We start from the raw sequence: 25744 nt of genomic DNA, 5'->3' as shown, positions 1-25744 counted from the left end.
CTCGCTACTTCACCGGCTGGGCATAGTGGAGATCCACTGTGCCCGAGTAGCCGGGAAGAGTCACCGTCTCGTGCTCGTCGACTTTCCAGCCCAGCCCGTACGCCTTCACGTAGAGCAGGTAGTTCTGGATCGCCGGGGAGTTGTCGAGGGCCTTCCTGAGATCGTCCGGATCGCCCACCGCGGTGATCTTGTACGGGGGTGAGTAGACCCGGCCCTGAAGGATCAGCGTGTTGCCGACGCAGCGCACCGCGCTGGTGGAGATCAGCCGCTGGTCCATGACCCGGATGCCGCGGGCGCCGCCCTGCCAGAGCGCGTTGACTACGGCCTGCAGGTCCTGCTGGTGAATGACCAGGTCGTTGGGTTGCGGGTCGGGGTAGCCGGGCTTCGCCGTGGCGTTCGGCGGGGCGTCGTCGAGCGTGACGGCGACAGCCGGGCCGGAGAGCTTCTTGGTGCCCGCCTCCTGCTCCAGCGCCTTGAGCCTGGCGTCCTCCGCCTTCGTGCTGCCGTCGTCGCGCTGGGCGAGGGCGTCGATGTCGTCGCGCAGGGCCGCGTTGGAGTCGTCGAGCCCCGCGTTCTTCCCGCTGCGCTGCTGGATCAGGTCCGAGAGCTTCAGCAGCGAGGAGTCCGTACGGATGTTGGTGCCCTTGGCCGTGTTGGCGCTGGTGACGAAGATCAGTCCGGCAAGGGCGAAGACAGCGGCAGTGAGCACCCGGACCGGGTGCCGGAAGGTACGCCGGACCGGCCCTTGGGGAGAGTCGGCAGAATTGCTCAACGTACCCTTATCTCCTTCGACGCCACGGAAGCACTACGCTAACGGACGCCCGGGGGAGGCAGCATTCCCCCTCGCGCCCTGCCCCGGCGCCAGCCATAGTTCCCTGCGCGGTCACGCAGCGCATCGACAGGAGAGTTCCTCGTGCCGAAGTCACGTATCCGCAAGAAGGCCGACTTCACGCCGCCTCCGGCGAAGCAGGCAACCAACATAAAGCTGACCAACCGCAGTTGGGTGGCGCCGGTGATGCTGGCGTTCTTCCTGATCGGTCTGGCCTGGATCGTCGTTTTCTATGTGACCGACGGCGATCTGCCGATCAAGGCGCTGGGGAACTGGAACATCGTGGTCGGCTTCGGCTTCATCGCCGGCGGCTTCGGTGTCTCCACGCAGTGGAAGTAGCTCCACCCCGCATCCGGCACCACAGATGACCCCGGTATCGCAACCCTTGCCCTGAGTTACCCACAGCGTTATCCACAGGCGGGGGAAAAGGTCGGACGATCTGTGGATAACTCCCTGGATGTTGCCGCCAGTATGACTGCAGCCTCCCCCGTCGAGGGGTGGTGCGCCCCTTGTCCGAGCTGGAAAAACCCAGCTCAGAGGCAAGGGGCACAGTTGTTCCCGCGGAATGCACAAGATCACACCCCGGTTGTGGACAACTTTCGTGAGACGGCTTGCGAGCGCTCCGTCATCAGGTCAGTGCGGCGGTTCTGGCGAGCACGATGAGGGCCACCGCCGCCAGGACCAGCGCGCAGGTCCCGTACTGCACCAGCGCACGCCGCCCCCGCGGTGCGTGCACCATGGCGATGGCGATCACCGTCCCCGCGATCAGGCCGCCGACATGCGCCTGCCAGGCGATCCCGCCCCAGGTGAAGGTGAAGAGCAGGTTCAGCGCGAGGAGCACGAAGACCGGCCGCATGTCGTAGTTCAGGCGGCGCATGAGCACGGCGGTGGCGCCCAGCAGACCGAAGATGGCACCGGAGGCACCGAGCGAAGGCTGATTCGGCGCGGCGAGCCAGTAGGTGAGAGCGCTGCCCGCCAGGCCGGAGATCAGATAGAGCGTGAGGTAGCGGGCGCGGCCGAGTGCCGCCTCCAGGGGGCCGCCGAGCCACCACAGTCCCAGCATGTTGAACGCGATGTGCCACACCTCCTGGTGCAGGAACATCGACGTCACCAGCCGGTACCACTGGCCCTCTGCAACGCCTTCCGGCGGACCGCCGTAGTAGAAGGTGGCCCGGCCCAGCAGCGTCAGGTCGTCGAGCAGTGACGCCTTCACGTGCACCGCGATGAACAGGGCGACATTGAGGGCGAGCAGAACCTTGGTGACCAGCCTCGGGTCGGCCGCGACGGTGCCGCCGGCGATCGTGCGCGGCCGGTTGGCGGCCGGGCCGTGCCCGGTACCGGATCCCTCGCGGACGCAGTTCGGGCACTGGAAGCCGACCGACGCGCTGACCATGCACTCGGTGCAGATCGGGCGGTCGCAGCGCGTACAGCGGATCCCCGTCTCACGGCCCGGGTGGCGGTAGCAGGCGAGCGGACCTCCGGTGGCAGCGGACCGGTCCTGGGCGCCGGGCGGCTTCTCGTCCATCGGTTCCCTCACTTCCTGGTCCCCTCGGTCGTCGTCGTGGACGCCGCCACATACGACGCCGCCCTGCTCGTCCGCTATGTAACAGTACGGACGAGCAGGGCGATTGGTTCCCGGAAGGGAGATCAGAGAGTGATCATTCGGTGACCACCGGCGATCAGCGGGTCTCGACGACGACCGACTCGATCACCACGTCCTGCACCGGGCGGTCTGTACGGGCGTTGGTCTGGGTGCCGGCGATGGCGTCCACGACCTTCTTGCTGGCCTCGTCGGCCACCTCACCGAAGATGGTGTGCTTGCCGGTCAGCCAGGCGGTCGGCGAGACGGTCACGAAGAACTGCGAGCCGTTGGTGCCCGGGCCCGCGTTGGCCATGGCCAGCAGGTACGGCTTGTTGAAGCTGAGATCCGGGTGGAACTCGTCACCGAACTCGTAGCCCGGGCCGCCGGTTCCGTTGCCCAGCGGGTCGCCGCCCTGGATCATGAAGCCGCTGATGACACGGTGGAACACGGTGCCGTCGTACAGCCTGTCCTTGGACTTCTTGCCGGTCGCGGGGTGGGTCCACTCGCGCTCGCCCGTGGCGAGCTCGACGAAGTTCTTGACCGTCTTGGGCGCGTGGTTCGGCAGAAGCCGGATCTCGATGTCGCCTTGGTTGGTCTTCAAGGTGGCGTAAAGCTGCTCGGCCACGATCTGCCTTCCGTAAGTCTTCGCTGACGTCCACCGAATCCTTGCACGGACCGTCCCTCGCGTCGCCCGACCGCCACCGACGAACGGACGTCCCTCACCTTCTTGCCCGAGTGCCCGCTGTGCGGCTGCCGCTTCCCGCAGGAACAAATGAGGCCAAGCGCGTGACGAACCGGCGCGTACTGAGCCGAACCATGGCATTGTCGTCGGCAAGCTCCCCTTGCACCGCATTGCCCGAGGACGTCTTTCGTGGCCGTCTCTCACGACCGTCGTTCATGACCCGGATGCCCGCCCCGCATGCCACTTGGGCCAGCGGGAGGCATGATCTCGAAATGGGTGGAAAGGCGGAGTATCAACCCGCCACCAAGGAGGAGGATCCCGTGACCCGCATCGACAGCGTGCGCGCCGCAACCGACTCGGCGAAGGAAAGCGTGCAGCACGCCGCGGAAGTGGTGGCGCCCTACGCCGACACGGCCAAGGACCAGGCCGCTCGCTATGCGCTCGAGGCCCGCGCGCGACTCGCGCCGAGGGCGTCGAAGGCAGCACAGCAGGCCCGCGTCCACTACGACGCTTATCTCGCCCCACGTATCGAACTGGCCCGCACTCACGTGCCCCCCAAGGTCGACGAGGTCACCCAGCTGGCCGCGCTCCGCACCCGGCAGGCCGCCAGGAGTGCCGCGGACTACACCGTGCCCCGCGTCGAGTCCGCCATGGCCGCCGCCCAGCCCGTCGCCGAGGAGGCCACGTCGCGCGGTATCGCGGCCCTGGCAGCGCTGCGCGGGCAGGTCACTCCGAAGGAGATCCAGCAACTGGCCAAGAAGCACCGGCGGAGGGCCAAGGCCGGCCGCCTGCTCAAGGGCTTCGCGGTGGTCTCCCTCCTGGTGGGTGGTGCCTATGCCGCGTGGCGGTGGTGGGACAAGCAGGCCAACCCGGACTGGCTGGTCGAGCCTCCCGCCCCCACGGAGGTCTCCGATCACGCGCCGCTGACCTCGGTCGACGGCACCGGCCCGACGGTCCTCGACCCGGACGTCCAGGCCAAGGAGGACGACGGGTCGGACGAGGTGGACGGCACCGACTTCGACGACCGCCCCTGAATCCCCCGCCCGCCACCGGCCGAGCAGCGCGGGCGCCGGGAAACCCCAGAGGTTTCCCGGCGCCCGTTGCGTTGCCCATCGAGTACAGCAGCCGCGAACCCGGAACCGCCGCCTCGCTGCGAGCGCGGGCCTTCTCACGGGGTTCGCGCCGCTCGATGTGAGCGTCCTGGTGTCCTCCGCATGGATGCCGGGGACGAAGAAAAGACCCCTCTGATCGCGTTTCCGCAGGTCAAAGGGGTCTTTCGATGTGGAGCCTAGGAGATTCGAACTCCTGACATCTGCCTTGCAAAGGCAGCGCTCTACCAACTGAGCTAAGGCCCCGAAAAGGTGGACAGCACCGGGCGCATCAACGTCTCGGTCTCCGTCGCAGACCACAGTACCGGGTGACCCCCTGAATCTTCCAAAAAGATTGGGACTCCCGGTCGGCGACCACTCTCCGTAAGATGCTCGTCGAGGTTCGCAGCAGCGAAGGGGAGACGCCATGGACGCAGCTCAGCAAGAGGCAACGGCAAGAGCCAGAGAGCTTCAGCGCAGTTGGTACGGAGAGCCGCTGGGGGCGCTCTTCCGCCGGCTGATAGATGATCTCGGCCTGAACCAGGCCCGGCTCGCCGCCGTACTCGGGCTGTCCGCGCCCATGCTCTCCCAGCTGATGAGCGGCCAGCGGGCGAAGATCGGCAACCCGGCCGTCGTCCAGCGCGTCCAGGCCTTGCAGGAGCTGGCCGGCCAGGTCGCCGACGGCAGCCTCAGCGCGGGGGAGGCCACCGACCGCATGGAAGAGATCAAGAAGTCTCAGGGCGGCTCCGTCCTCACCAGCACCGGTCAGACCTCGACCACCGGCGGGGCACCGACCGTCCGGCGCGTGGTCCGTGAGATCCAGTCGCTGCTGCGGTCGGTCGCGGCCGCCGGGGACATCATCGATGCCGCCAACTCCCTCACCCCGACCCACCCGGAACTGGCAGAGTTTCTCAAGGTGTACGGCGCAGGCCGCACCGCGGACGCGGTCGCGCACTACGAGGGACACCAGAGCTAGGGCCTCCCCACAGTCCTAGGGCACTACCCCCGAGAGCCGGCCACGAGCCGAAACAGGAACTGGGAGCGGGCGCAGCGCAATGGGTGAGGTCTTCGCTGGTCGGTACGAGTTGATCGACCCGATCGGACGTGGTGGCGTCGGCGCGGTCTGGCGCGCCTGGGATCACCGGCGCCGCCGGTATGTGGCGGCCAAGGTTCTCCAGCAGAGCGACGCCCACACGTTGCTGCGCTTCGTCCGCGAGCAGGCGCTGCGGATCGAGCATCCGCATGTGCTCGCCCCGGCCAGTTGGGCCGCGGACGACGACAAGGTCCTGTTCACCATGGATCTGGTCAGCGGTGGCTCGCTGGCACATGTCATCGGTGACTACGGCCCGCTGCCTCCACGCTTCGTCTGCACGCTGCTCGACCAGTTGCTGTCCGGGCTGTCGACGGTGCATGCGGAGGGCGTCGTGCACCGTGACATCAAACCCGCCAACATCCTGATGGAGGCCACCGGTACCGGCCGGCCGCACCTGCGGCTGTCCGACTTCGGCATCTCCATGCGCAAGGGCGAACCGCGTCTCACCGAGACCAACTATGTGGTGGGAACGCCGGGGTACTTCGCTCCCGAGCAGATGATGGGCGCAGAGCCCGACTTCCCCGCAGACCTCTTCGCCGTCGGTCTCGTCGCGCTGTATCTGCTGCAGGGTCAGAAGCCGGACGCCAAGGCGCTCGTCGAGCATTTCGCGTCGTACGGCACGCCCGGCGCCCCCCAGGGAATCCCGGAACCGCTGTGGCAGGTCCTCGCGGGTCTGCTTCAGCCGGATCCCCAGGCCCGTTTCCGGACGGCCACGGGTGCGCGCAAGGCCCTGGCCGCCGCTGTCGAGATGCTGCCGGAGCCGGGCATCGACGACGAGCCCGTGGAGGTCTTCGACCAGATCGGCCCGTTGCCCGCCGGATTCGGCCCCGAGGGCCCCGTTGCCGTCACCCAGACTCCTCCCCAGCCCGGCGTGACTGCACCGACCACCCCGACGGGCCAGACATTCCAGCAGGACGCCCACCAGTCCGTACAGCAGCCGCATACCCCGCCGCCCTCGCTGATGTCGGAGACGGGCAGCTTCCATCTGGCCCCGCCTCCTCAGCAGCCGTCCACCCCACAGCCCCCGGCTCCGCTCCCGGCGCATACGGGTTCCCCCTTCCCCGCCGCCGCACCGGACCCTTCGCAGGCCCCGACGTCCGCAGTGCAGCACGAACAAGCTCTCACTCGTGCATACACCGCTCAGCAGCCGCAGGTTCCGCATCCCGGAGCAGGAGTTCTCGCGCATCCGCCGCAGAAGCGTCCGGGACCACCCGCGAAGGTGGCGGTCCCGGTCCTGCTGGTGGCGCTGATCTGCTTCGCCGTGGGCATCTGGGCGCTGACCCAGGCCTGAGTCCGCCGGCCTGGCGACCGACGGGTCCGGACCAGCGGGCCCGGGACGGTGCTACCAGGCTTGCGGCGGACCTCCGTACGGTGCCTGCCCGGCCGCGCCGGTGGCGGTCGGCCCACCTGCGGCGCTCGCCGTGCGGCGCCGCGCGATCAGCGTCCAGGCCCCGAGCCCGAGTACCAGCACGGTGCCTGTGCCGATCCCGGCCGCTGCGACCGTGTTCATCGTGTCGCTCTTGGCGGCCTGAGGGGCGCTCTGGCCGCTTCTGGCCATGTCCTTGTCGTCCTGCGTGACACTGAAGACGCCGGCAGAACCCTCGTATGGCGACGGACCCGCGGAGTTCTCGACCTTCACCGTCAGGGTCATCGGGATCGCCTTCTTGCCGTACGCCTTCTCGACCTCCGGGCTCAGCGAGACCGACAGGTAGTACCAGCCCGCGAACCGCATGGCGCTGGCATCGGCGCTGGAGGCGAACCGGTTCTCGTACGCCACCGGGGGCAGCGGATCGAGTGACACGGAGGCCGGCTTGCCGGAGTACGACAGCGGAGACGCCTCGTCGACATGGCCGTGCGCCGGATTGTCCAGGGACAGGCCGAGCGCGCTGCCGATGTACTCGTTCGAACCGCCGACGCTGTTACCGAGGTCGACAGTGGCGAAGATCTGCTGTCCCCAGTCCACGGGTACCCGGTAGAAGTGGGTCTGCCCCGGTTCGATGCCATCCTTCCACTTGCCGGTCTGCAGGCTGGTGGCGTCGTAATAGCTTGTGCCGCCCGGCCGTTCCTGCGCGGTCTGGGTGAGCGGCGGCGGCGATGCCGAGGGCCAGTTCTCCGGCGCCCGGGTCGGGGTCGACCCGCCTTCCTTCGGCTTCGGCTCCGACTCGTAGCGAAGCTCCAGGTCCCACGCGTCCTGCGACGAGGTGGCCTTGCTCTCCCGCTCGACCAGCACGTTGTACGTACCGGCCTCGTCGCAGGTGGTGCTGTCCTTCTCCGGGACCCGGTAGGCGTACGCGGCGATCGGGCGAGCAAACTCCGCCGACTCGAATCTGGCATCCTCCGAGCTGCACTGCAGGTCGGTGCTGTCCCGGATACTGACCTTGATGCCGTCCCCGTACGCGACCTGGCCGCCGAGCTTGGGCACCGCCACCGCCGAGACATACGCATTCGTGTCGGCATCGAGGTCAAGGCGGTAGTAGAGCTTCTCGCCCGGCTTGATCGAGCTCTTGTACACGGATCCGGCGGTCAGCTCAGACGCGTCGGTGCTGATCTCCGCACCCTGGATCGTCTTGGCCTCGGGGTCGAAGGTGTACGGAGCAGACTCACCGGCGGCGTGCGCCTGCACCGGCAGCGCCGCCACCGCGCACATCGCCGCGACCGCGGCCAGCGTCGCCCGGCCTCTTCTGCGCTGCCTCATCACGCGCTTCCCCTCGTCGTCCGTGCGGCCACTCCGCCGCGGCCGCGCATGAACACGAGCCCCGCGGTCACCACCACCACGGCGCCCGTCCCGGCAGCGGCCGCGATGCTGGTCCATCCTGCCCCGCCCGCACCGTGGCTGTCTGCGGCCGCAGTTGAATTGCGTTCTTGTCCGCGTCGTTGTCCGCCTTCTTCGCCAGGACCGCGTCGCGCTCCGGCCCTGCCCGCGCGTCGTCGAGCACGGACACCCGTAGCCCCACACCGGTCTGCGGGGTGTCGACGATCTCCGCGTGCCCAGCGTCACCGAAATGGAGAACCCGCCCCCGGTGTGCACCGGCCGGACCACGGAGCCGTCGTTGAATCCGGTGCCGCCCCGCACATCCCAAAGGTCACCCGAAGGCGTCACGGCGCTCTTTCCGCCCGCGCCGTACTCCGGCTCCGGCGCGGCAGGCGTGACGCCCCTCTTCAGCGGCGCCTCACCTCGTGGGCGAGCTCCACCGGCCAACGCGCCGCGTCGGATCTCTTTTCGCTCTCCCGCTCCGCGACCAGTCGGACCGGCCAGTAGCGGGCTCGACTCCCCCGGGTCCATGGCGGACGACGACGGCACCGACCGGACCGAGATGGACTCCGCGCGTACCGCCGTGGGCACGGTCCTGGAGGGTCTTCCCGACGGCTGTCCGGCCAGTCTGCGCGCGGTGCCGCAGTCCGGGGCCGTTGTCGACACCTTCGACACGCTGCGCCCCCACCCGCACCCCTCGATCGAAGCACCGGTCCTTTTGCTCACGCAATCTACCGATTTGCTCAAGTGAACTCACGAGCACAGGTGTCACGGTCCCGCAACAGCACGAAGCCCCGGCCGCTCAGCGACCGGGGCCCGCAACAGGCTGATTCCGTCTCACACACCCGAACCTGCGGGCACGGAGTCGGTCGCCTCCGTCCACAGATCCTGCTCGGCGCGATCCGCCTGGATCTGGCGGTACACGAGGAGCCCGCCGATGGCGGCCAGTGCGACCAGGAGAAGCTTCTTCACCGCGCGACCTCGTCTTTCCTTGACATAGGAGACCTCTGCCGCCCGACTATACACACCGGCCGATACCGATCAGTGACCTCCCCGCGACCCAACCGGGGCTCGGGCAAATGCGACCTTCCCGACCGGCCTCACGCCGACTCGTCCAGCCCGGTTGAACCATACGAGTGGTGTTCATCTGAAGATCGGCGGATCCGTGGCGTCGGTCCATGAATTGGCGACCCGGATCCACATCATCAGAAAGGTAAGCAAACCGGACCACCCGAAAGTGAGGGGCCATGAGCACCTTCAAGGCCAAGAGCCTCTGGACCGCCTTCATCACCGCCTTCTTCGCGCTCCTCGCGTCGATGGGCCTCGTCAGCGCCCCCGCCGCGGCCGCGCAGCCGACGGCCACGAACCAGGAGCACACGGGTGCTGCCGTCGCAACCGCGACCGCCCCGTCTGTGCGATGGACCCTTCCGCGTGACAGGGCGCTGCCACCCACGATGAAGCAGCGCATCCGCGCCGAGGCTCACGGCTCCTCACCGGCCGCCAGGAACCTGTCCACGGACATGAGGAACACGCCGGCCGCCACAGGCACCACAGGCGCCGCCCGCACCGCCCACGGTGCCCCGGCAGGGGACGCATCACTCCTACCGCCGTGAGAGCGGCGCAACCGACGCACAGGGCCCCTGGTCCGGTTCACACCGGACGGGGGCTTTTCCGTGTGCCCCGCCTCGTCCTGTGTCCCGCCGGAGAGCCGACACAGCACACCCTCGCCCGCCCGGGATCCCGCCGCGGCGTACGACTGCCGGGCACACGAACACCTCTCCCGACACGGCCGGTCTGCCACCCCAGCCACCCGGTCACGGAGAGCCGGCTCCGGCCAAGGCCGGGAAGCGGCCATGTGCCGACGGTCACACACGGGGACGTCAGTACGACGCAGCCCGGAACCGCTGCCGCACCTGGGCAAACGAAGAGGGCGCCTCCCGCTTGGGAGACGCCCTCTTCTTGCTGTGGGGCTAACAGGATTTGAACCTGTGGCCTCATCCTTATCAGGGATGCGCTCTAACCAACTGAGCTATAGCCCCGCCGCGCTGCGCGCTGACTTCTGAAGATTAGCGCACGTCGGGGCCAGTCCCAAAATCGATACCCGAAGCGCTACTCGTCCTCGGCCAGCGTGAGCTCGACACCGCCCACGAAGCCGGCCGACAAGTTGTAGATGAAGGCGCCCAGCGTCGCCAGCGCAGTGGCCAGCACCACGTCGATCACCGCGATGACCGACGTGAAGACGAGAACGCGCGGAAGCGACAGGAACGACTGCAGATCGAAGCCGTTGCTCTCGTTGGAACCGGTCGCCTCGCTGATCGTGCCGCCTACGGTGGTGAAGACGCCCATGGCGTCCATCACCATCCACAGGACCGCGGCCGCCACGACCGTGCAGATACCGAGCGCGATGGAGAGCAGGAAGCTGACCTTCATCACCGACCACGGGTCTGCCTTGGCCACCCGCAGCCGCGCCTTACGGGTTCGCGGCGTTGTCCGCGCCCCCGTCCGCGGCCGACGGGTCGCCTGCGCTCCCTGGGGCCGGCCGCCCTGCGTCCCGCCCGCGGGCGAGGGGTACGCCTGCGGCGGGTGGTACGGCCCGCCTGCCTGCCCCGATGTGGGCTCGCGCTCACCGGGCAGCGGCCCGGTCGCGTATCCCTCGTATTGGGGCTGAGGCCCCCGGGTGTCCGTCACAGTGCCCCCTTGGGAGTCCGTGGCAGGGCCACGGGCACCGTTCGCTCCAGCTCCGGAAGCGGCCCCGGCGCCCGTGGCTCCACTCACGCTCTACTCCTCGTGCTCCCCGGCCGAAGGCGACGTGCCTTCGACTGTGCTTTCGACAGTCGCCTCGGCGGTCGTCTCACCCTCGGGGCCCTCGGCCCCGTCGACCTCTTCGGCCTCGCGACCGGCCTCGGCGTTACGAGCGATGCCGACGACGGCATCGCGCTTGCCCAGATTGATCAGTTGGACGCCCATGGTGTCACGGCCCGTCTCCCTGACTTCATTGACTCGCGTACGAATCACACCGCCGCCGAGCGTGATGGCGAGGATCTCATCCGTCTCCTCGACCACCAGCGCGCCGACCAGCGAGCCCCTGTCCTCCACGATCTTGGCGGCCTTGATACCGAGGCCGCCGCGACCCTGAACGCGGTACTCGTCGACGGCGGTCCGCTTCGCGTACCCACCATCGGTGGCAGTGAAGACGAACGTACCCGGCCGGACGACATTCATCGAGAGCAGTTCGTCCCCCTCGCGGAAACTCATGCCCTTCACACCCGATGTGGCACGGCCCATCGGGCGCAGCGCATCGTCCGTCGCAGTGAATCTGATCGACTGGGCCTTCTTGCTGATAAGCAGCAGATCGTCGTCGGCCGAAACCAGCTCCGCACCGATCAGCTCGTCATCGCTGCCGTCCTCCGTTTCGCGGAGGTTGATCGCGATGACGCCGCCCGAGCGCGGCGAGTCGTAGTCCTTCAGCGCGGTCTTCTTCACCAGGCCGCCCTTGGTGGCCAGGATCAGATAGGGCGCGGCCTCGTAGTCGCGGATCGCCAGGATCTCGGCGATCTGCTCATCCGGCTGGAAGGCCAGCAGGTTGGCCACATGCTGGCCGCGCGCGTCCCGGCCGGCGTCGGGAAGCTCATACGCCTTGGCCCGGTAGACGCGGCCCTTGTTGGTGAAGAACAGCAGCCAGTGGTGGGTCGTCGACACGAAGAAGTGGTCGACGATGTCGTCTTCCCTGAGCTTCGTGCCACGTACGCCCTTGCCGCCGCGCTTCTGCGAGCGGTAGTCGTCCGTCTTCGTACGCTTCACATAACCGCCGCGCGAGATCGTGACGACGATGTCTTCCTCGGCGATCAGGTCCTCGATGGACATGTCACCGTCGAAGGGCACCAGCTTGGAGCGCCGGTCGTCACCGAACTTCTCGACGATCGCCGCCAGCTCCTCGCTGACGATCTGCCGCTGCCGCTCCGGCGACGCCAGGATCAGGTTGTACTCGTTGATCTTCGCCTGGAGTTCGTCGTGCTCGGCGGTGATCTTCTGGTGCTCCAGCGCGGCCAGTCGGCGCAGCTGCATCTCCAGGATCGCGTTCGCCTGGATCTCGTCGATCTCCAGCAGGCCCATCAGGCCCTCACGGGCGACCTCGACCGTCTGGCTGCGCCGGATGAGGGCGATGACCTCGTCGATCGCGTCGAGCGCCTTGAGCAGGCCGCGCAGGATGTGCGCCCGCTCCTCCGCCTTGCGTAGACGGAACTTCGTACGCCGGACGATGACCTCGATCTGGTGCGTCACCCAGTGGCGGATGAACGCGTCGATCGACAGCGTGCGCGGCACCCCGTCGACCAGCGCCAGCATGTTGGCGCCGAAGTTGGTCTGCAGGTCGGTGTGCTTGTACAGGTTGTTCAGCACGACCTTGGCGACTGCGTCCCGCTTCAGCACGACGACCAGACGCTGGCCGGTGCGCGACGAGGTCTCGTCACGGACGTCCGCGATGCCGCCGACCTTGCCGTCCTTGACCAGGTCGGCGATCTTCTGCGCGAGGTTGTCGGGGTTGGTCTGGTACGGAAGCTCCGTGACGACCAGGCACTGCCGGTTCTGGATCTCCTCGACCGCGACGACCGCGCGCATCGTGATCGAGCCACGGCCGGTGCGGTACGCCTCCTCGATGCCCTTGCGGCCCACGACGAGCGCACCGGTCGGGAAGTCCGGGCCCTTGATCCGCTCGATCAGGGCGTCCAGCAGCTCCTCGTGCGAGGCCTCCGGGTGCTCCAGGTACCACTGCGCACCGGACGCGACCTCGCGCAGGTTGTGCGGCGGAATGTTGGTCGCCATGCCGACCGCGATGCCCGCGGAACCGTTGACCAGCAGGTTCGGGAAGCGCGCCGGCAGAACCGTCGGCTCCTGATTGCGTCCGTCGTAGTTGTCCTGGAAGTCGACGGTCTCCTCGTCGATGTCCCGGACCATCTCCATGGACTGCGGCATCATCTTGCACTCGGTGTACCGCATGGCGGCGGCCGGGTCGTTGCCCGGAGAACCGAAGTTGCCGTTGGAGTCCACCAGCGGCATCCGCATCGACCACGGCTGCGCCAGTCGCACGAGCGCGTCATAGATCGACGAGTCACCGTGCGGGTGGTACGTACCCATGACGTCACCGACGACACGGGCGCACTTGTAGAAGCCCTTCTCGGGCCGGTAGCCGCCGTCGTACATCGCGTACAGCACGCGGCGGTGCACAGGCTTCAGGCCGTCACGTACGTCGGGCAGCGCACGCGAGACGATGACGGACATCGCGTAGTCGAGGTAGGAGCGCTGCATCTCCGTCTCGAGCCCGACGGGCTCGACACGCATTCCCACACCCGCGGCTGCGGGATCCTCTTCGGGCGTCACAGGGGTGTTCTCGTCGGCCATTGCTGGTCAAAGTCCTTTCGAGCGGCTGCTTGCTGGTACGGCCGACTCAGATGTCGAGGAAGCGGACGTCCTTGGCGTTGCGCTGGATGAACGAGCGCCGTGCCTCGACGTCCTCACCCATCAGCACCGAGAAGAGGTCGTCGGCCTGCGCCGCGTCGTCCAGCGTGACCTGGCCGAGCACCCGGTGGTCGATGTCCATCGTGGTGATGCGCAGCTCCTCGGCGTTCATCTCGCCGAGACCCTTGAAGCGCTGGATCGAGTCTTCCTTGATCCGCTTGCCGTTCTGCTTGCCGAGCTCGACCAGGGCGTCGCGCTCACGGTCCGAGTACGCGTACTCGAAGTCGTCCCGGCCCCACTTGATCTTGTAGAGCGGCGGACGGGAGAGGTAGACGTGCCCGGCCTCGACGAGCGGACGCATGAAGCGGAAGAGGAACGTCAGCAGCAGGGTGTTGATGTGCTGACCGTCGACGTCGGCGTCCGCCATCAGAATGATCTTGTGATAGCGGAGCTTCTCGATGTCGAAGTCCTCGTGGACTCCGGTGCCGAAGGCCGAAATCAGCGCCTGGACCTCGGTGTTCTGCAGGATCTTGTCGACCCGGGCCTTCTCGACGTTCAGGATCTTGCCTCGGATCGGCAGGATGGCCTGGTACATCGGGTTACGGCCGGACTTCGCCGAACCACCGGCGGAGTCACCCTCGACGATGAAGATCTCGCACTTCGTCGGGTCGTTCGACTGGCAGTCGCTCAGCTTGCCCGGCAGCGAGGCGCTCTCCAGGAGCCCCTTGCGGCGGGTCAGATCGCGCGCCTTGCGGGCCGCGACACGGGCCGTGGCCGCCGCGATGCCCTTGCGGATGATGTCCGCCGCTTCGTTCGGGTTCCGGTCGAACCAGTCCGTGAGGTGCTCGTGGACGACCTTCTGCACGAAGGTCTTCGCCTCCGTGTTGCCCAGCTTGGTCTTCGTCTGGCCCTCGAACTGCGGCTCGCCCAGCTTCAGCGAGATGATCGCCGTAAGCCCCTCACGGATGTCGTCACCGGTGAGGTTGTCGTCCTTCTCGCGCAGCAGCTTCTTGTCCCGCGCGTACTTGTTGACCAGCGTGGTCAGCGCCGCACGGAAACCTTCCTCGTGGGTACCGCCCTCATGCGTGTGGATCGTGTTGGCGAAGGAGTAGACGCCTTCGCTGTACTGCGTGTTCCACTGCATCGCGATCTCGGCCGAGAGCAGTCGGTCCTTGTCCTCGGCCTCGATGTCGATCACCGACTGGTGAATGACTTCGCCCTTGCGGGAGTTGAGGTACTTCACGAAGTCGACGATGCCGCCCTCGTAGTGGTACGTGACCGTACGGGCCGCTTCCTCCTCGGCGACCTCGACGGCCTCCGCGACGTCCGCGCCCGCCGTCGCCTTTGCCGAATCACGCTCGTCCGTGAGCTTGATGGTCAGGCCCTTGTTGAGGAATGCCATCTCCTGGAAGCGGCGCGACAGGGTCTCGAAGGAGTACTCGGTGGTCTCGAAGATGTCGCCGTCGGCCCAGAAGGTGACGGTCGTACCGGTCTCGTCGGTGGCCTCGTTACGGGCCAGCGGCGCCGTGGGCACACCGAGCTTGTAGTCCTGGGTCCAGCGGTAGCCGTCCCGCCTGACCTCGACGGCGACGCGCGTCGACAGGGCGTTCACGACGGAGACACCGACACCGTGCAGACCACCGGAGACGGCATATCCGCCGCCGCCGAACTTGCCGCCGGCGTGCAGCACCGTCAGCACGACCTCGACCGCGGGCTTCTTCTCCGACGGCACGATGTCGACGGGGATACCGCGACCGTTGTCGATCACCCGGACCCCGCCGTCGGCAAGGATCGTGACGTCGATGGTGTCCGCGTGCCCGGCCAGGGCCTCGTCGACCGAGTTGTCGACGACCTCTTGCACAAGGTGGTGCAATCCACGCTCACCGGTCGAGCCGATGTACATGCCAGGTCGCTTGCGGACCGCGTCCAGGCCCTCGAGGACAGTGATCGCGCTGGCGTCGTACGAAGCAGGCACCTCGCCGCTCTCACCGGGTGTGGACGGAATGTTCTCGTTGGGGTTGCCGGAATCGGCCACGAAGCGCCCTTTCTGGCACAGCACAGGCCGTTCTCCGGGCAGGCGGGAGCGGCTGCGTCGTTCGGCTTGTATCGACGACTCCCGCAAGTAAGCGGGATTGTTCACCAGTCTACCGGTAGCGCCGACATGAATGGGGGTTTGCCGGTACCTGAGTCCGCATGTGCCGCCCTGAATGAGCGCCTGACGACTCCCCATATTCAGGAAGGGGCCCTAAGAGGCTCACGCGGGCATTGAGCGCTTCGACCTGTCAACCTCCCGCTACGGTGAGGGACGCATCAGCCCATCCGTGCGGTTTCAACCGCCACATACCTGCACATACAGGAAGCGCCGGGCACCACGACGGGCTGAGCAGCACACCTCCACAGCCGTGCCGCGACACAACCGGGAACAGGGGCCGCCAGAAGGGGGCAAAGAACGGGATACGGAGAGAAAGCCCAGGTCAGCCGTAGGTGTCGCCAGGGCCCGTGGAACCCGGCGCACGCAGTGGACCGAACCGGCGCTGTGGACCGCCCGGCCCCAACACCTTGATCAATTTCACTGTGCCGTGCCCCAGATCCGCGTTCAGCCGGGCCACCAGCTGCGGCGCCAGCAACCGCAGCTGCGTCGCCCATGCCGTCGAATCGCACTGCACCGTGAGCACCCGCTCGTCGGGGTCCTCGTCGTACCGCAGCGGCACACAGTGTTTGGCCAGATCCTCACCGACGATCTGCGGCCAGCGACCCATCACCCCGCCCACCGCGGCCGGCGTCTCCCAGCCTCGCTCAGTGATCAGACGATTGATCGCAGCGCCCAGCGGCAGCGGGTCACGGCCGTCCGCCCGCGCTCCGGAACGCAGTCCTCCACCCCGTCTGGCCTGCTTCTTCTGCTGCGCCGCAGCACCACGCGCCCGCGCCTGCTCCTTCGCTGCGCGCAGCGCCACCCGGGCCAGGTCGACCCCCGACGCCTCCGGCTGCCTCGCCTCGCCCGCCGGCCGACCCGTATCGCCCGACGGCTGCTGCGACGCCGAGCCGCCGTCCTTCACCGGACCACCGGAGCCGCTCATACGCGCTCCACCTCGCCCGCCGACACCGCATACCGCCTACCCGCCAGCACACCTGGAACGTCATCGTCCACCGCGGCCGTCACCAGCACCTGCTCGCCGGGAGCCACCAGCTCCGCCAGCCGCTCCCGGCGCCGCGCGTCCAGCTCGGCGAAGACGTCGTCCAGGACGAGCACCGGCTCATTGCCCTCCCCGCGCAGCAGATCGTACGAGGCCAGCCGCAGCGCCAGCGCATACGACCAGGACTCGCCATGGCTCGCGTACCCCTTGGCAGGCATACCGCGCAGCCCCAGCAACAGATCGTCCCGGTGCGGTCCCACGAGCGTCACGCCCCGCTCGATCTCCTGCTTACGGACCTCGGCCAGGGCCGCGATCAGCTGCTCGTACAACGCGTCACGGGTACGCGCGGGCTCAACCCCCGCACCGACCGAACTGCGGTACTCCAAGGTCACAGGGCCGCCGCCGGGCGCCACATCCCCGTACGCCTTGTCGGCGAGCGGCTGCAGGGTCGCTATCAGATCCAGCCGCTGCGCCAGAAGCTCCGCGCCCACCCGGCCCAGATGCTGGTCCCACACGTCGAGGGTGGACAGATCCATCGACCGGCCGCCGTGCCTGCGCGCCATCGCGGCGGACTTCAGCAGGGTGTTGCGCTGCTTCAGCACCCGCTCGTAGTCCGAGCGGACCCCTGCCATCCGTGGCGACCGCGCCGTGATCAGCTCGTCGAGGAAGCGGCGGCGCTCGCCGGGATCGCCCTTGACCAGCGCCAGGTCCTCCGGGGCGAACAGCACAGTTCGAACGATCCCCAGCACGTCACGCGGTCTGACCTGCGACGACCTATTGATCCGGGCGCGGTTGGCCTTGCCCGGATTGAGCTCCAACTCGATCAGCTGGGACCGTTCGCCCTGCGTGACTGCGGCCCGGATGACGGCCCGGTCCGCGCCCATCCGCACCAGCGGCGCATCGGAGGAGACACGGTGGCTGCCGAGCGTCGCGAGGTAGCCGACGGCCTCGACCAGATTCGTCTTGCCCTGGCCGTTGGCCCCCACGAACGCGGTGACGCCCGGATCGAGAGGTACCTCGACCCGGGCGTACGAGCGGAAGTCGGCCAGCGAGAGATGCGTGACATGCATGGGTGTACGCCGACCTTCCCGGCTTCCTGCTCCGTAGCGCGGGCCGGTGGTGCTGGTCCGGCCCGCCTTTCGTTGCGGTTACTTCTTGTTCTCGACCGCGTGGCCACCGAACTGGTTGCGCAGCGCGGCGATCATCTTCATCTGCGGGGAGTCGTCCTGCCGGGAGGCGAAACGGGCGAAGAGCGACGCGGTGATCGCGGGCAGCGGCACCGCGTTGTCGATCGCCGCCTCCACGGTCCAGCGGCCCTCACCGGAGTCCGCGGCGAAGCCACGCAGCTTGTCCAGGTGCTCGTCGTCGTCCAGCGCGTTGACCGCCAGGTCGAGCAGCCAGGAACGGATGACCGTACCTTCCTGCCAGGAGCGGAAGACCTCGCGCACATCGGTGACGGAGTCGACCTTCTCCAGCAGCTCCCAGCCCTCGGCGTAGGCCTGCATCATGGCGTACTCGATGCCGTTGTGGACCATCTTCGCGAAGTGGCCGGCGCCGACCTTGCCCGCGTGGACGGAACCGAAGTCGCCCTCCGGCTTCAGCGCGTCGAAGACCGGCTGAACCTTCGCGACGTGGTCGGCGTCGCCGCCGTACATCAGCGCGTAACCGTTCTCCAGGCCCCAGACGCCGCCGGAGACACCGCAGTCGACGAAGCCGATGCCCTTGATGCCCAGCTCGACCGCGTGCTTCTCGTCGTCGGTCCAACGGGAGTTCCCGCCGTCCACGACGATGTCGCCCGGCGACAGCAGCGCTGCCAGCTCGTCGATCGTGGCCTGGGTCGCGGCACCGGCCGGGACCATGACCCAGACGACGCGCGGACCCTTCAGCTTGCCCACAAGCTCTTCGAGGCTGTGGACATCGGAGACGTCCGGGTTGCGGTCGTAACCGATGACGGTGTGGCCTGCGCGGCGAATGCGCTCGCGCATGTTGCCGCCCATCTTGCCGAGGCCGACGAGACCGAGCTCCATCAGAGATTCCTTAAGCGTTGTGCCGATTCGTACCCAAAGCCGAGCCTACGCCCGGCAGGAGACAGGCCGCTGGGCAAGCTCCGCGCTGAGCGTGCCCGGCCGGACACTGCCGTGACAGGACCGATGGCCGGATCAGCCGGAAAGACGCACCGGCATGATCAGGTACTTGTATGCGTCATCCGCCTCGGCATCCACCGCGGGCCGGCCGCTGAGCAGCGCGGGCTTGGTGGAGGTCGTGAACGAGAGCTGTGCAACCGGGGAGTCGATCGCACTGAGCCCGTCGAGCAGGAAGGTCGGGTTGAAGGCGATCGAGATGTCGTCGCCGTCCAGCACGGCGTCGACGCGCTCCACAGCCTGTGCATCGTCGCTGGAACCGGCTTCCAGGATCAGCACACCCTGTTCGAAGCTGAGCCGCACCGGGGTGTTCCGCTCCGCGACGAGGGCCACACGCTTGACGGCCTCGACGAACGGGGCCGTCTCGATCACCGCGACCGAGTTGAACTCGGTGGGGAACAGCGTCCGGTACTTCGGCAGGTCGCCTTCGAGCAGCCGCGTGGTGGTCCGCCGCCCCGCGCCCTCGAAGCCGATCAGGCCCTCACCGGCGCCCGAGCCGGACAGCGCCAGAGTCACCGTGTCACCGCTGGTCAGCGCCTTGGCGGTGTCCAGCAGCGTCTTTGCGGGCACCAGGGCGACGGCCGAGGCGTCCGGGTTCTCCGGCTTCCACAGGAACTCGCGGACCGCGAAGCGGTAGCGGTCGGTGGAGGCGAGCGTGACCGTGTCGCCCTCGATCTCGATCCGCACACCGGTCAGGACGGGCAGCGTGTCGTCACGGCCGGCGGCGATGGCGACCTGGGCGGCAGCGGAGGCGAAGACCTCGCCGGGGACGGTGCCCGTCGCGGTCGGCATCTGCGGCAGCGCCGGGTATTCCTCCACAGGAAGGGTGTGGAGTGTGAATCGCGAGGAGCCGCAGACCACCGTGGCCCGTACACCGTCGGTGGAAATCTCCACCGGGCGGTTGGGGAGAGCACGGCAGATGTCGGCGAGCAGCCGGCCGGAGACCAGCACCGTGCCGTCCTCCTCGACCTCGGCGTCCACCGAGACCCGGGCCGAGACCTCGTAGTCGAAGCTCGAGAAGCTGAGAGAGCCGTCCTCGGCCTTCAGAAGAAGGCCCGCAAGAACGGGCGCCGGCGGACGGGCCGGAAGGCTGCGAGCCACCCAGGCCACCGCCTCCGCGAGTACATCGCGCTCCACCCGGATCTTCACCGGAACCGCCTCCTGCTGTTGCTCGCTCGCCCTGCTGGCCTTCGTCGTCTGGTCGGGGTCGCTCCGCCGATGGCAGGGGGAGGACGCCGGGGACCAGTCTGACGTACCGCACCGACACTCGGTGCTGCTCGGGGTCAAGTCGCGACAAGAGGTTCGGAGAGCTCCGGCACCAAGTTGTGCACAGCCCAGACTTCGAAGCGGAATCCGAGCTAACTCTATGTGGCAGTAGTAGTAGGGCCTGTGGAAACCGTGGATAACGTCGTTTTCCCAGGTCAGGCCCAGTTTTTTGTCCACCGGCCCTGTGGGTGGCATCGGTGGACAACCCGGTGTTTCTGTGGACACCCAGAAGTTCTGCACACCCGATGCACAGGGCGACGGTGTTTCTCCCCAGGGCTGTCCCCAGCTTTACCCAGGTTCCCCACAGCCCAACCGACCTCATCGGTGTGACGCCTTTCACTCTGCGCGGTGAAGAGCGGTGTTGCGTTGCCGAACAGTGGACAGGGGTGTGGAGAAGCTGGGGACAACATCACCCTGCCTGTGGGCCGCCGGTGGACAACACGGACGGCCCCTTGTGGACGAATATCTTGTCCACAGCTTGTGGATCACTGTTGACCACAAATCCCCAGGCTTCTGACCAGCCCTGATGGAGCATCGGCGGACCGCCCTGTGGAAGCAGTATGGACAACTTCGTGGTCCCCAGGCTGTGGAGGGGGAATTCTCCCCAGATCTGTGGAGAACTGCAGGTCGGCGACGCGTATTCGAACACCGAGGCTGCGGCGGAGGCGCCGTGAAGCCGTCCGGGGGGACGCACGGAGGCTGTTGGGAGGCGCCCGGAAGCCGCTGGAAGGCGTTCTGAAGCCGTCCGGAAACGACGAAGGGCGCCCCGGGGACTGTGTGAGAGTCCGTCCGGGGCGCCCTTCCGGTGCCGTACGTATGCGTGGCAGAGGCCGTACCCGGCCCTCCGTCAGCCGTTCTTGATGCGGTTGGTGAGCTCGGTGACCTGGTTGTAGATGGAGCGCCGCTCCGCCATCAGCGCGCGGATCTTCCGGTCCGCGTGCATCACGGTCGTATGGTCGCGGCCGCCGAACTGCGCACCGATCTTGGGCAGCGAGAGATCCGTCAGTTCACGGCAGAGATACATCGCGATCTGGCGAGCCGTCACCAGCACCCGGCTGCGCGAGGATCCGCAGAGATCCTCCACCGTCAGCCCGAAGTAGTCCGCGGTCGCCGCCATGATGGCCGACGCCGTGATCTCCGGAGCGGAGTCCTCGCCGCCGGGGATCAGGTCCTTCAGCACGATCTCGGTCAGCCCGAGATCCACCGGCTGCCGGTTGAGGCTGGCGAAGGCCGTCACCCGGATCAGCGCGCCCTCGAGCTCGCGGATGTTGCGCGAGATGCGGGACGCGATGAACTCCAGTACCTCCGGCGGTGCGTTGAGCTGCTCCTGCACCGCCTTCTTGCGGAGGATCGCGATCCGCGTCTCCAGCTCGGGCGGCTGGACGTCGGTGGTCAGTCCCCATTCGAAACGGTTCCGCAGCCGGTCCTCGAGGGTGACCAGCTGCTTCGGCGGCCGGTCCGAGGACAGCACGATCTGCTTGTTGGCGTTGTGGAGCGTATTGAAGGTGTGGAAGAACTCCTCCTGCGTCGACTCCTTGCTCGCCAGGAACTGGATGTCGTCGACCAGCAGGATGTCCACATCGCGGTACCGCTTGCGGAAGGTGTCGCCCTTGCCGTCGCGGATCGAGTTGATGAACTCGTTGGTGAACTCCTCGGAGCTCACATAGCGCACCCGGGTGCCCGGGTAGAGGCTGCGCGCGTAGTGCCCGATGGCATGCAGCAGGTGGGTCTTGCCGAGTCCCGACTCCCCATAGATGAAGAGGGGGTTGTACGCCTTCGCGGGCGCCTCGGCCACGGCTACGGCCGCCGCGTGCGCGAACCGGTTGGACGCGCCGATGACAAAGGTGTCGAAGAGGTACTTCGGATTGAGCCGGGCATGTGGTTCGCCGGGACCGGGCGCGGGTGCGGGCTGTGCGCCCATAGGCCCGGTGGCGCCGCCGGGGCGTCCGGTGCCGGCACCGGACGGCCGGTGCTGGGGCTCCTGCATGTCACGGCGCTCGAGGTGCTGCTGCTCGTACCCCTGACGCTCGGGCGGCTGCGACCGGTAGTCGTGCTGCTGCGGGCGGTAGTCGTGCTGCGGTTCGCGCCACTGCTCCGCGGACGTGTCGCGCTCCTGGAAGCCGCCGAGCCGGGGCTGCTGCCAGGAGAGGTCCTCCTGGGTGCGCGGCCAGGCGCCGGGCTCGGGTCGCTGCTGCTGGTAGTCCGGGTAGGCGGGCCGAGCCGTCGGCATGCCGTCGTCCGAGGGCCGGTGGCCGTAGCCGTCGTACCCGTCGTTGTGCTGGCGCTCGTCGTGCTGGGGTCCCTGGTAGCGGGGCGGCTGCTGGGGTTGGTGCATCGGCGGGGCCGGCGGACTCGGCGGTTCGCCCGCGGAGTCGTCCACGGTGATCGCGATCCGGATGGGGCGGCCGCACTCACGGCTCAGCGTCTCGCTGATGAGCGGCGCGAGCCGGCCCTCCAGGACGCGCTTGCCCCATTCGTTGGGGACGGCGAGCAGTGCGGTGTCGGCGACGAGTGCGAGAGGCTGGCAGCGCTCGATCCACTGCTTGTCCTTCGGCTCGATGCCTTGCTGGCCCTCCCCGAGGAGCTGCTCCAGCACTCGTGGCCACACTGCGGCAAGATCGGCAGGTACGTCAGCCACAAGGCACGCTCTCTCGCTGGTCCCACGAATGTGTGGTTCTCGGGACGGGATGGGTAAGGCCCGGCAGGCAGGAAGAAAAAGAACCGGAGTTCAGCCACGGTAGTCAGGCCGACCCGCGTCGTTCAAGTTGTTGTCCACAGGCTGTGTACAGCGCGGGTCGTTACAGGCTCGCCGTGGGGCCGGTTTGACCGGATGGCGTAGCCGCGCGTACCGTGACCAGGTCGAGTTGTCGATGGCTGCTGCCGCCTGCCTCCGATGGGCAAAGATCACGATCAGTGATTGTGAAGCGGTGCACTAAGGCGTTTACGCGAGTCTCTCGTGGGCGCACGGTGACAGCCAGGCGATGTCCCGCCATCACACGATCATTTCTGGAGCCCCCGAGTGAGCAAGCGCACCTTCCAGCCGAACAACCGTCGTCGCGCGAAGACCCACGGCTTCCGGCTGCGTATGCGCACCCGTGCCGGCCGCGCGATTCTCGCGTCCCGCCGTGGCAAGGGTCGCGCCAACCTGTCCGCCTGATCGCTTACAGGTCATGACGTGCTGCCTACCGAGAATCGGCTGAGGCGGCGCGAGGACTTCGCGACCGCAGTACGTCGAGGACGCCGGGCCGGCCGCCCGCTACTCGTCGTCCATCTACGCAGCGGTGCAACGGACCCGCACGTGACTGGGGAGAGTGCTCCCCCGCCACGTGCGGGTTTCGTTGTCAGCAAAGCCGTGGGTGGAGCGGTCGTACGCACAGCAGTGAAGCGGAGGCTTCGCCATCTGGTCCGCGAACGACTGCCCCTGCTGCCCCCCGGTAGCCTGGTTGTCGTACGAGCGCTGCCCGGATCGGGCGACGCCGACCATGAACAGCTGGCCCGAGACCTTGACGCCGCACTTCAGCGGCTACTGGGAGGGGGCGCGCGATGAAGTACCCGCTGCTGGCTCTTATCAAGCTGTATCAGTGGACGATCAGCCCACTACTCGGGCCTGTCTGCCGTTACTACCCGTCGTGTTCCCACTATGGATATACGGCGATCGACCGGCACGGAGCGATCAAGGGAACAGCGCTGACCGCATGGCGCATCCTGCGATGCAATCCGTGGTCACCCGGCGGCGTGGATCACGTCCCGCCACGCAAACGCCCGCGTTGGCACGAACTGCTGCGTCAAGCGATACGCAGCAGCAAGGGCGGGGACTCCGCCGCTGATGTGCCTTCTGGGGGGAACGGTCTCCGAACCCCCAGCCCGGCCTCAGAGACCTCGCCCAAAGCTCAAGGAGCCTGATTAGTGGACACGATTGCCAGTCTGTTCAGCTTTATCACCTACCCCGTCTCGTGGGTCATCGTTCAGTTCCACAAGCTGTACGGAGCGATCTTCGGCGACGACACCGGCTGGGCCTGGGGCCTGTCCATCGTGTCCCTGGTGGTGCTGATCCGCATCTGCCTGATCCCGCTTTTCGTGAAGCAGATCAAGTCGACGCGGAACATGCAGGTGCTCCAGCCGAAGATGAAGGCGATCCAGGAGCGCTACAAGAGCGACAAGCAGCGTCAGTCCGAAGAGATGATGAAGCTGTACAAGGAGACGGGCACCAACCCGCTCTCCTCGTGCCTTCCCATCCTGGCGCAGTCGCCGTTCTTCTTCGCCCTGTATCACGTGCTCTCGGCCATCGCCTCGGGCAAGACGATCGGTGTCATCAACCAGCCGCTGCTGGACAGTGCCCGGCAGGCACACATCTTCGGTGCCCCGCTGGCCGCGAAGTTCACCGATAGCGCTTCGGAGGTTGCCGCTCTTGGTGCGTCGCTGACCGATGTCCGCGTCGTCACTGCGGTCATGATCGTGATGATGTCGGCGTCGCAGTTCTTCACCCAGCGCCAGCTGATGACGAAGAACGTCGACCTGACGGTCAAGACGCCGTACATGCAGCAGCAGAAGATGCTCATGTACATCTTCCCGCTGATCTTCGCCGTCATGGGCATCAACTTCCCCGTCGGCGTCCTCGTCTACTGGCTGACCACCAACGTCTGGACCATGGGTCAGCAGATGTACGTGATCAACCAGAACCCGACCCCGGGCAGCAAGGCGCAGGACCACTACCTGGGACGTCTGCTGAAGAGCGTCACCGCTCACGGTGAGGTGCGGGGCAGGACGAAGCGCAACACCGTCAAGCGGATCGTTGCCAAGGGTGCGGACCGCAACGACATCGAGCGGAAGTTCATCACCGGGCTGGCCAAGCTGGGCCTCGTCGCCCAGGCGGACGGCACGGTGACCAAGAGCGATACCGCTGTGGCCGAGGCCGAGGGCGGAGCCACTCAGAAGCGTCAGCAGCCCAAGCGCCAGACCAAGGCGAAGCGCCAGACCGGTGCTGTCCAGCAGGGCGCGGCGAAGGACAGCGACTCTGCTGCCTCGACCGAGTCGGCGGATGCCAAGACCTCGCTGGAGAAGCAGGACGCACCGCAGGACGACAAGCCCAAGCCGGCGGGCAAGCCCGCGTCCGGCTCCTCACGCCAAGCCAAGTCCGGACAGCGCAGGGGCCCGCAGCGGCCCAAGCACCCGTCCAAGAAGTAAGAAGGAGTCCATCCGTGACGGAAGGCACCACCTCCACGGCCGCTGAGGGCAGCGACACCTTGACTCGCCTCGAGCAGGAAGGGGAGATCGCAGCCGACTACCTCGAGGGCCTGCTCGACATCGCCGACCTCGACGGTGACATCGACATGGATGTCGAGGCGGACCGGGCCGCGGTCTCGATCATCAGCGACTCGGCTCGTGAACTGCAGAAGCTCGTGGGCCGCGACGGTGAGGTGCTGGAGGCGCTCCAGGAGCTGACGCGACTGGCCGTGCACCGGGAGACCGGTGACCGTAGTCGGCTGATGCTGGACATCGCGGGCTTCCGGGCCAAGAAGCGGGAGGTCCTTGCCGAGTTGGGTGCCAAGGCCGCGGACGAGGTCAAGAAGACCGGTGAGCCGGTGAAGCTGGACCCGATGACGCCGTTCGAGCGCAAGGTTGTGCACGACGCGGTTGCGGCCGCGGGTCTGCGCAGCGAGTCAGAGGGCGAGGAGCCGCAGCGCTTCGTCGTCGTCCTCCCGGCCTGACCGGACCCTTGTTCT

At 67.5% G+C, this 25744-nt stretch carries 24 protein-coding genes and 2 tRNA genes; 11 read left to right on the top strand and 15 right to left on the bottom strand.

Features of this window, described 5'->3' with window-relative positions; translation table 11 throughout:
• Positions 1-4 precede the first annotated feature (4 nt).
• Positions 5-772 (bottom strand): DUF881 domain-containing protein, encoded by a 768-nt coding sequence (locus LRD69_RS16140; RefSeq protein ID WP_277327264.1) that lies wholly within the window; start codon positions 770-772, stop codon positions 5-7.
• Positions 773-913: 141 nt separating this feature from the next.
• Here LRD69_RS16140 and crgA point away from each other — a divergent pair, with 141 nt between their 5' ends.
• Positions 914-1168 (top strand): cell division protein CrgA, encoded by a 255-nt coding sequence (gene crgA, locus LRD69_RS16135; RefSeq protein WP_277327263.1) that lies wholly within the window; start codon positions 914-916, stop codon positions 1166-1168.
• 289 nt (positions 1169-1457) lie between these two features.
• Here the strand turns inward: crgA and LRD69_RS16130 are convergent, their stop codons facing one another.
• Together LRD69_RS16130 and LRD69_RS16125 are read right to left on the bottom strand one after the other, a co-directional pair.
• Positions 1458-2354, bottom strand: coding sequence for a rhomboid family intramembrane serine protease (locus LRD69_RS16130; RefSeq protein WP_277327262.1), 897 nt, complete (start codon positions 2352-2354; stop codon positions 1458-1460).
• Positions 2355-2508: 154 nt separating this feature from the next.
• The gene (locus LRD69_RS16125; RefSeq protein WP_277327261.1) at positions 2509-3036 is read right to left on the bottom strand and encodes a peptidylprolyl isomerase; all 528 of its coding nucleotides are present in this window, start codon (positions 3034-3036) and stop codon (positions 2509-2511) included.
• Positions 3037-3413: 377 nt separating this feature from the next.
• Between LRD69_RS16125 and LRD69_RS16120 the strand changes: the two genes are divergently transcribed.
• Entirely contained in the window at positions 3414-4127 is a 714-nt protein-coding gene (locus LRD69_RS16120) for a DUF5324 family protein (protein WP_277327260.1), read from the top strand.
• Between the two features lie 248 nt (positions 4128-4375).
• Here LRD69_RS16120 and LRD69_RS16115 read toward each other — a convergent pair.
• A tRNA-Ala gene (locus LRD69_RS16115) sits at positions 4376-4448 on the bottom strand.
• 160 nt (positions 4449-4608) lie between these two features.
• Between LRD69_RS16115 and LRD69_RS16110 the strand changes: the two genes are divergently transcribed.
• On the top strand, positions 4609-5157 hold the full coding sequence (locus LRD69_RS16110; RefSeq protein WP_277327259.1) for a DNA-binding protein: 549 nt from the start codon (positions 4609-4611) through the stop codon (positions 5155-5157).
• Between the two features lie 79 nt (positions 5158-5236).
• Positions 5237-6565, top strand: a complete 1329-nt coding sequence (locus tag LRD69_RS16105) for a protein kinase (RefSeq protein WP_277327258.1) — start codon at positions 5237-5239, stop codon at positions 6563-6565.
• 51 nt (positions 6566-6616) lie between these two features.
• On the opposite strand, the gene LRD69_RS16100 is transcribed toward LRD69_RS16105, so the two are convergent.
• Positions 6617-7969 carry a hypothetical protein gene (locus tag LRD69_RS16100; RefSeq protein ID WP_277327256.1) on the bottom strand — a complete coding sequence of 451 codons (1353 nt, stop codon included), beginning with the start codon at positions 7967-7969 and terminating at the stop codon, positions 6617-6619.
• A gap of 586 nt (positions 7970-8555) precedes the next feature.
• On the opposite strand from LRD69_RS16100, the gene LRD69_RS16095 reads away from it, so the two are divergent.
• Complete coding sequence (locus tag LRD69_RS16095; RefSeq protein ID WP_277329925.1) at positions 8556-8777, top strand: hypothetical protein; 222 nt, start codon at positions 8556-8558, stop codon at positions 8775-8777.
• Between the two features lie 86 nt (positions 8778-8863).
• Here the strand turns inward: LRD69_RS16095 and LRD69_RS16090 are convergent, their stop codons facing one another.
• Entirely contained in the window at positions 8864-8998 is a 135-nt protein-coding gene (locus LRD69_RS16090; RefSeq protein WP_003958712.1) for a DLW-39 family protein, read from the bottom strand.
• Positions 8999-9273: 275 nt separating this feature from the next.
• Here LRD69_RS16090 and LRD69_RS16085 point away from each other — a divergent pair, with 275 nt between their 5' ends.
• On the top strand, positions 9274-9639 hold the full coding sequence (locus tag LRD69_RS16085; RefSeq protein WP_277327255.1) for a DUF6344 domain-containing protein: 366 nt from the start codon (positions 9274-9276) through the stop codon (positions 9637-9639).
• Between the two features lie 352 nt (positions 9640-9991).
• Here LRD69_RS16085 and LRD69_RS16080 read toward each other — a convergent pair.
• The 9 genes from LRD69_RS16080 to dnaA form a co-directional block, all read right to left on the bottom strand.
• A tRNA-Ile gene (locus LRD69_RS16080) sits at positions 9992-10065 on the bottom strand.
• A 70-nt stretch (positions 10066-10135) separates the two neighbouring features.
• Positions 10136-10714 (bottom strand): DUF3566 domain-containing protein, encoded by a 579-nt coding sequence (locus LRD69_RS16075; RefSeq protein WP_277327254.1) that lies wholly within the window; start codon positions 10712-10714, stop codon positions 10136-10138.
• Between the two features lie 90 nt (positions 10715-10804).
• A complete protein-coding gene (gyrA, locus tag LRD69_RS16070; RefSeq protein ID WP_277327253.1) occupies positions 10805-13423 on the bottom strand; it encodes a DNA gyrase subunit A in 2619 nt (872 codons plus the stop codon).
• Between the two features lie 46 nt (positions 13424-13469).
• Complete coding sequence (gyrB, locus tag LRD69_RS16065) at positions 13470-15539, bottom strand: DNA topoisomerase (ATP-hydrolyzing) subunit B (protein WP_277327252.1); 2070 nt, start codon at positions 15537-15539, stop codon at positions 13470-13472.
• A 415-nt stretch (positions 15540-15954) separates the two neighbouring features.
• Positions 15955-16557, bottom strand: coding sequence for a DciA family protein (locus tag LRD69_RS16060; RefSeq protein ID WP_277327251.1), 603 nt, complete (start codon positions 16555-16557; stop codon positions 15955-15957).
• Entirely contained in the window at positions 16554-17684 is a 1131-nt protein-coding gene (recF, locus tag LRD69_RS16055) for a DNA replication/repair protein RecF (RefSeq protein WP_277327250.1), read from the bottom strand. The genes LRD69_RS16060 and recF overlap by 4 nt, the downstream gene beginning before the upstream one ends.
• A 78-nt stretch (positions 17685-17762) precedes the next feature.
• Positions 17763-18641 (bottom strand): phosphogluconate dehydrogenase (NAD(+)-dependent, decarboxylating), encoded by an 879-nt coding sequence (gene gnd / locus LRD69_RS16050; RefSeq protein ID WP_277327249.1) that lies wholly within the window; start codon positions 18639-18641, stop codon positions 17763-17765.
• Positions 18642-18773: 132 nt separating this feature from the next.
• Positions 18774-19904: a DNA polymerase III subunit beta gene (gene dnaN / locus LRD69_RS16045; RefSeq protein WP_277327248.1), complete on the bottom strand. Its 1131-nt coding sequence runs from the start codon at positions 19902-19904 to the stop codon at positions 18774-18776.
• 964 nt (positions 19905-20868) lie between these two features.
• On the bottom strand, positions 20869-22659 hold the full coding sequence (gene dnaA / locus LRD69_RS16040) for a chromosomal replication initiator protein DnaA (RefSeq protein WP_277327247.1): 1791 nt from the start codon (positions 22657-22659) through the stop codon (positions 20869-20871).
• A 381-nt stretch (positions 22660-23040) separates the two neighbouring features.
• Here dnaA and rpmH point away from each other — a divergent pair, with 381 nt between their 5' ends.
• From rpmH to LRD69_RS16015, 5 genes are read left to right on the top strand one after another with little or no spacing between them, the layout of a single operon-like run.
• Positions 23041-23178 (top strand): 50S ribosomal protein L34, encoded by a 138-nt coding sequence (rpmH, locus tag LRD69_RS16035; RefSeq protein ID WP_030930485.1) that lies wholly within the window; start codon positions 23041-23043, stop codon positions 23176-23178.
• 18 nt (positions 23179-23196) lie between these two features.
• A complete protein-coding gene (gene rnpA / locus LRD69_RS16030; RefSeq protein WP_277327246.1) occupies positions 23197-23568 on the top strand; it encodes a ribonuclease P protein component in 372 nt (123 codons plus the stop codon).
• The gene (gene yidD, locus LRD69_RS16025) at positions 23565-23924 is read left to right on the top strand and encodes a membrane protein insertion efficiency factor YidD (RefSeq protein ID WP_277327245.1); all 360 of its coding nucleotides are present in this window, start codon (positions 23565-23567) and stop codon (positions 23922-23924) included. Before rnpA ends, yidD begins: the two co-directional genes overlap by 4 nt.
• A gap of 3 nt (positions 23925-23927) precedes the next feature.
• A complete protein-coding gene (gene yidC, locus LRD69_RS16020; protein WP_277327244.1) occupies positions 23928-25205 on the top strand; it encodes a membrane protein insertase YidC in 1278 nt (425 codons plus the stop codon).
• Between the two features lie 14 nt (positions 25206-25219).
• Positions 25220-25729 carry a R3H domain-containing nucleic acid-binding protein gene (locus tag LRD69_RS16015; RefSeq protein WP_277327243.1) on the top strand — a complete coding sequence of 170 codons (510 nt, stop codon included), beginning with the start codon at positions 25220-25222 and terminating at the stop codon, positions 25727-25729.
• Positions 25730-25744 lie beyond the last annotated feature (15 nt).

Source organism: Streptomyces sp. JH14 (assembly GCF_029428675.1).
In the GTDB taxonomy this organism is placed as follows: domain Bacteria; phylum Actinomycetota; class Actinomycetes; order Streptomycetales; family Streptomycetaceae; genus Streptomyces.
The sequence above is the reverse complement of the archived record's forward strand: the minus strand, read 5'-3'. Positions and strand labels throughout refer to the sequence as shown.

Excerpts from the sequence above, each read along its gene's own strand:
- LRD69_RS16130 (WP_277327262.1), bottom strand. The coding sequence starts at position 2,354 with ATGGACGAGAAGCCGCCCGGCGCCCAGGACCGGTCCGCTGCCACCGGA.
- gyrA (WP_277327253.1), bottom strand. The coding sequence starts at position 13,423 with ATGGCCGACGAGAACACCCCTGTGACGCCCGAAGAGGATCCCGCAGCC.
- LRD69_RS16110 (WP_277327259.1), top strand. The coding sequence starts at position 4,609 with ATGGACGCAGCTCAGCAAGAGGCAACGGCAAGAGCCAGAGAGCTTCAG.
- LRD69_RS16100 (WP_277327256.1), bottom strand. The coding sequence starts at position 7,969 with ATGAGGCAGCGCAGAAGAGGCCGGGCGACGCTGGCCGCGGTCGCGGCG.
- yidD (WP_277327245.1), top strand. The coding sequence starts at position 23,565 with ATGAAGTACCCGCTGCTGGCTCTTATCAAGCTGTATCAGTGGACGATC.
- recF (WP_277327250.1), bottom strand. The coding sequence starts at position 17,684 with ATGCATGTCACGCATCTCTCGCTGGCCGACTTCCGCTCGTACGCCCGG.
- LRD69_RS16085 (WP_277327255.1), top strand. The coding sequence starts at position 9,274 with ATGAGCACCTTCAAGGCCAAGAGCCTCTGGACCGCCTTCATCACCGCC.
- gnd (WP_277327249.1), bottom strand. The coding sequence starts at position 18,641 with ATGGAGCTCGGTCTCGTCGGCCTCGGCAAGATGGGCGGCAACATGCGC.
- LRD69_RS16060 (WP_277327251.1), bottom strand. The coding sequence starts at position 16,557 with ATGAGCGGCTCCGGTGGTCCGGTGAAGGACGGCGGCTCGGCGTCGCAG.
- LRD69_RS16105 (WP_277327258.1), top strand. The coding sequence starts at position 5,237 with ATGGGTGAGGTCTTCGCTGGTCGGTACGAGTTGATCGACCCGATCGGA.
- LRD69_RS16095 (WP_277329925.1), top strand. The coding sequence starts at position 8,556 with ATGGCGGACGACGACGGCACCGACCGGACCGAGATGGACTCCGCGCGT.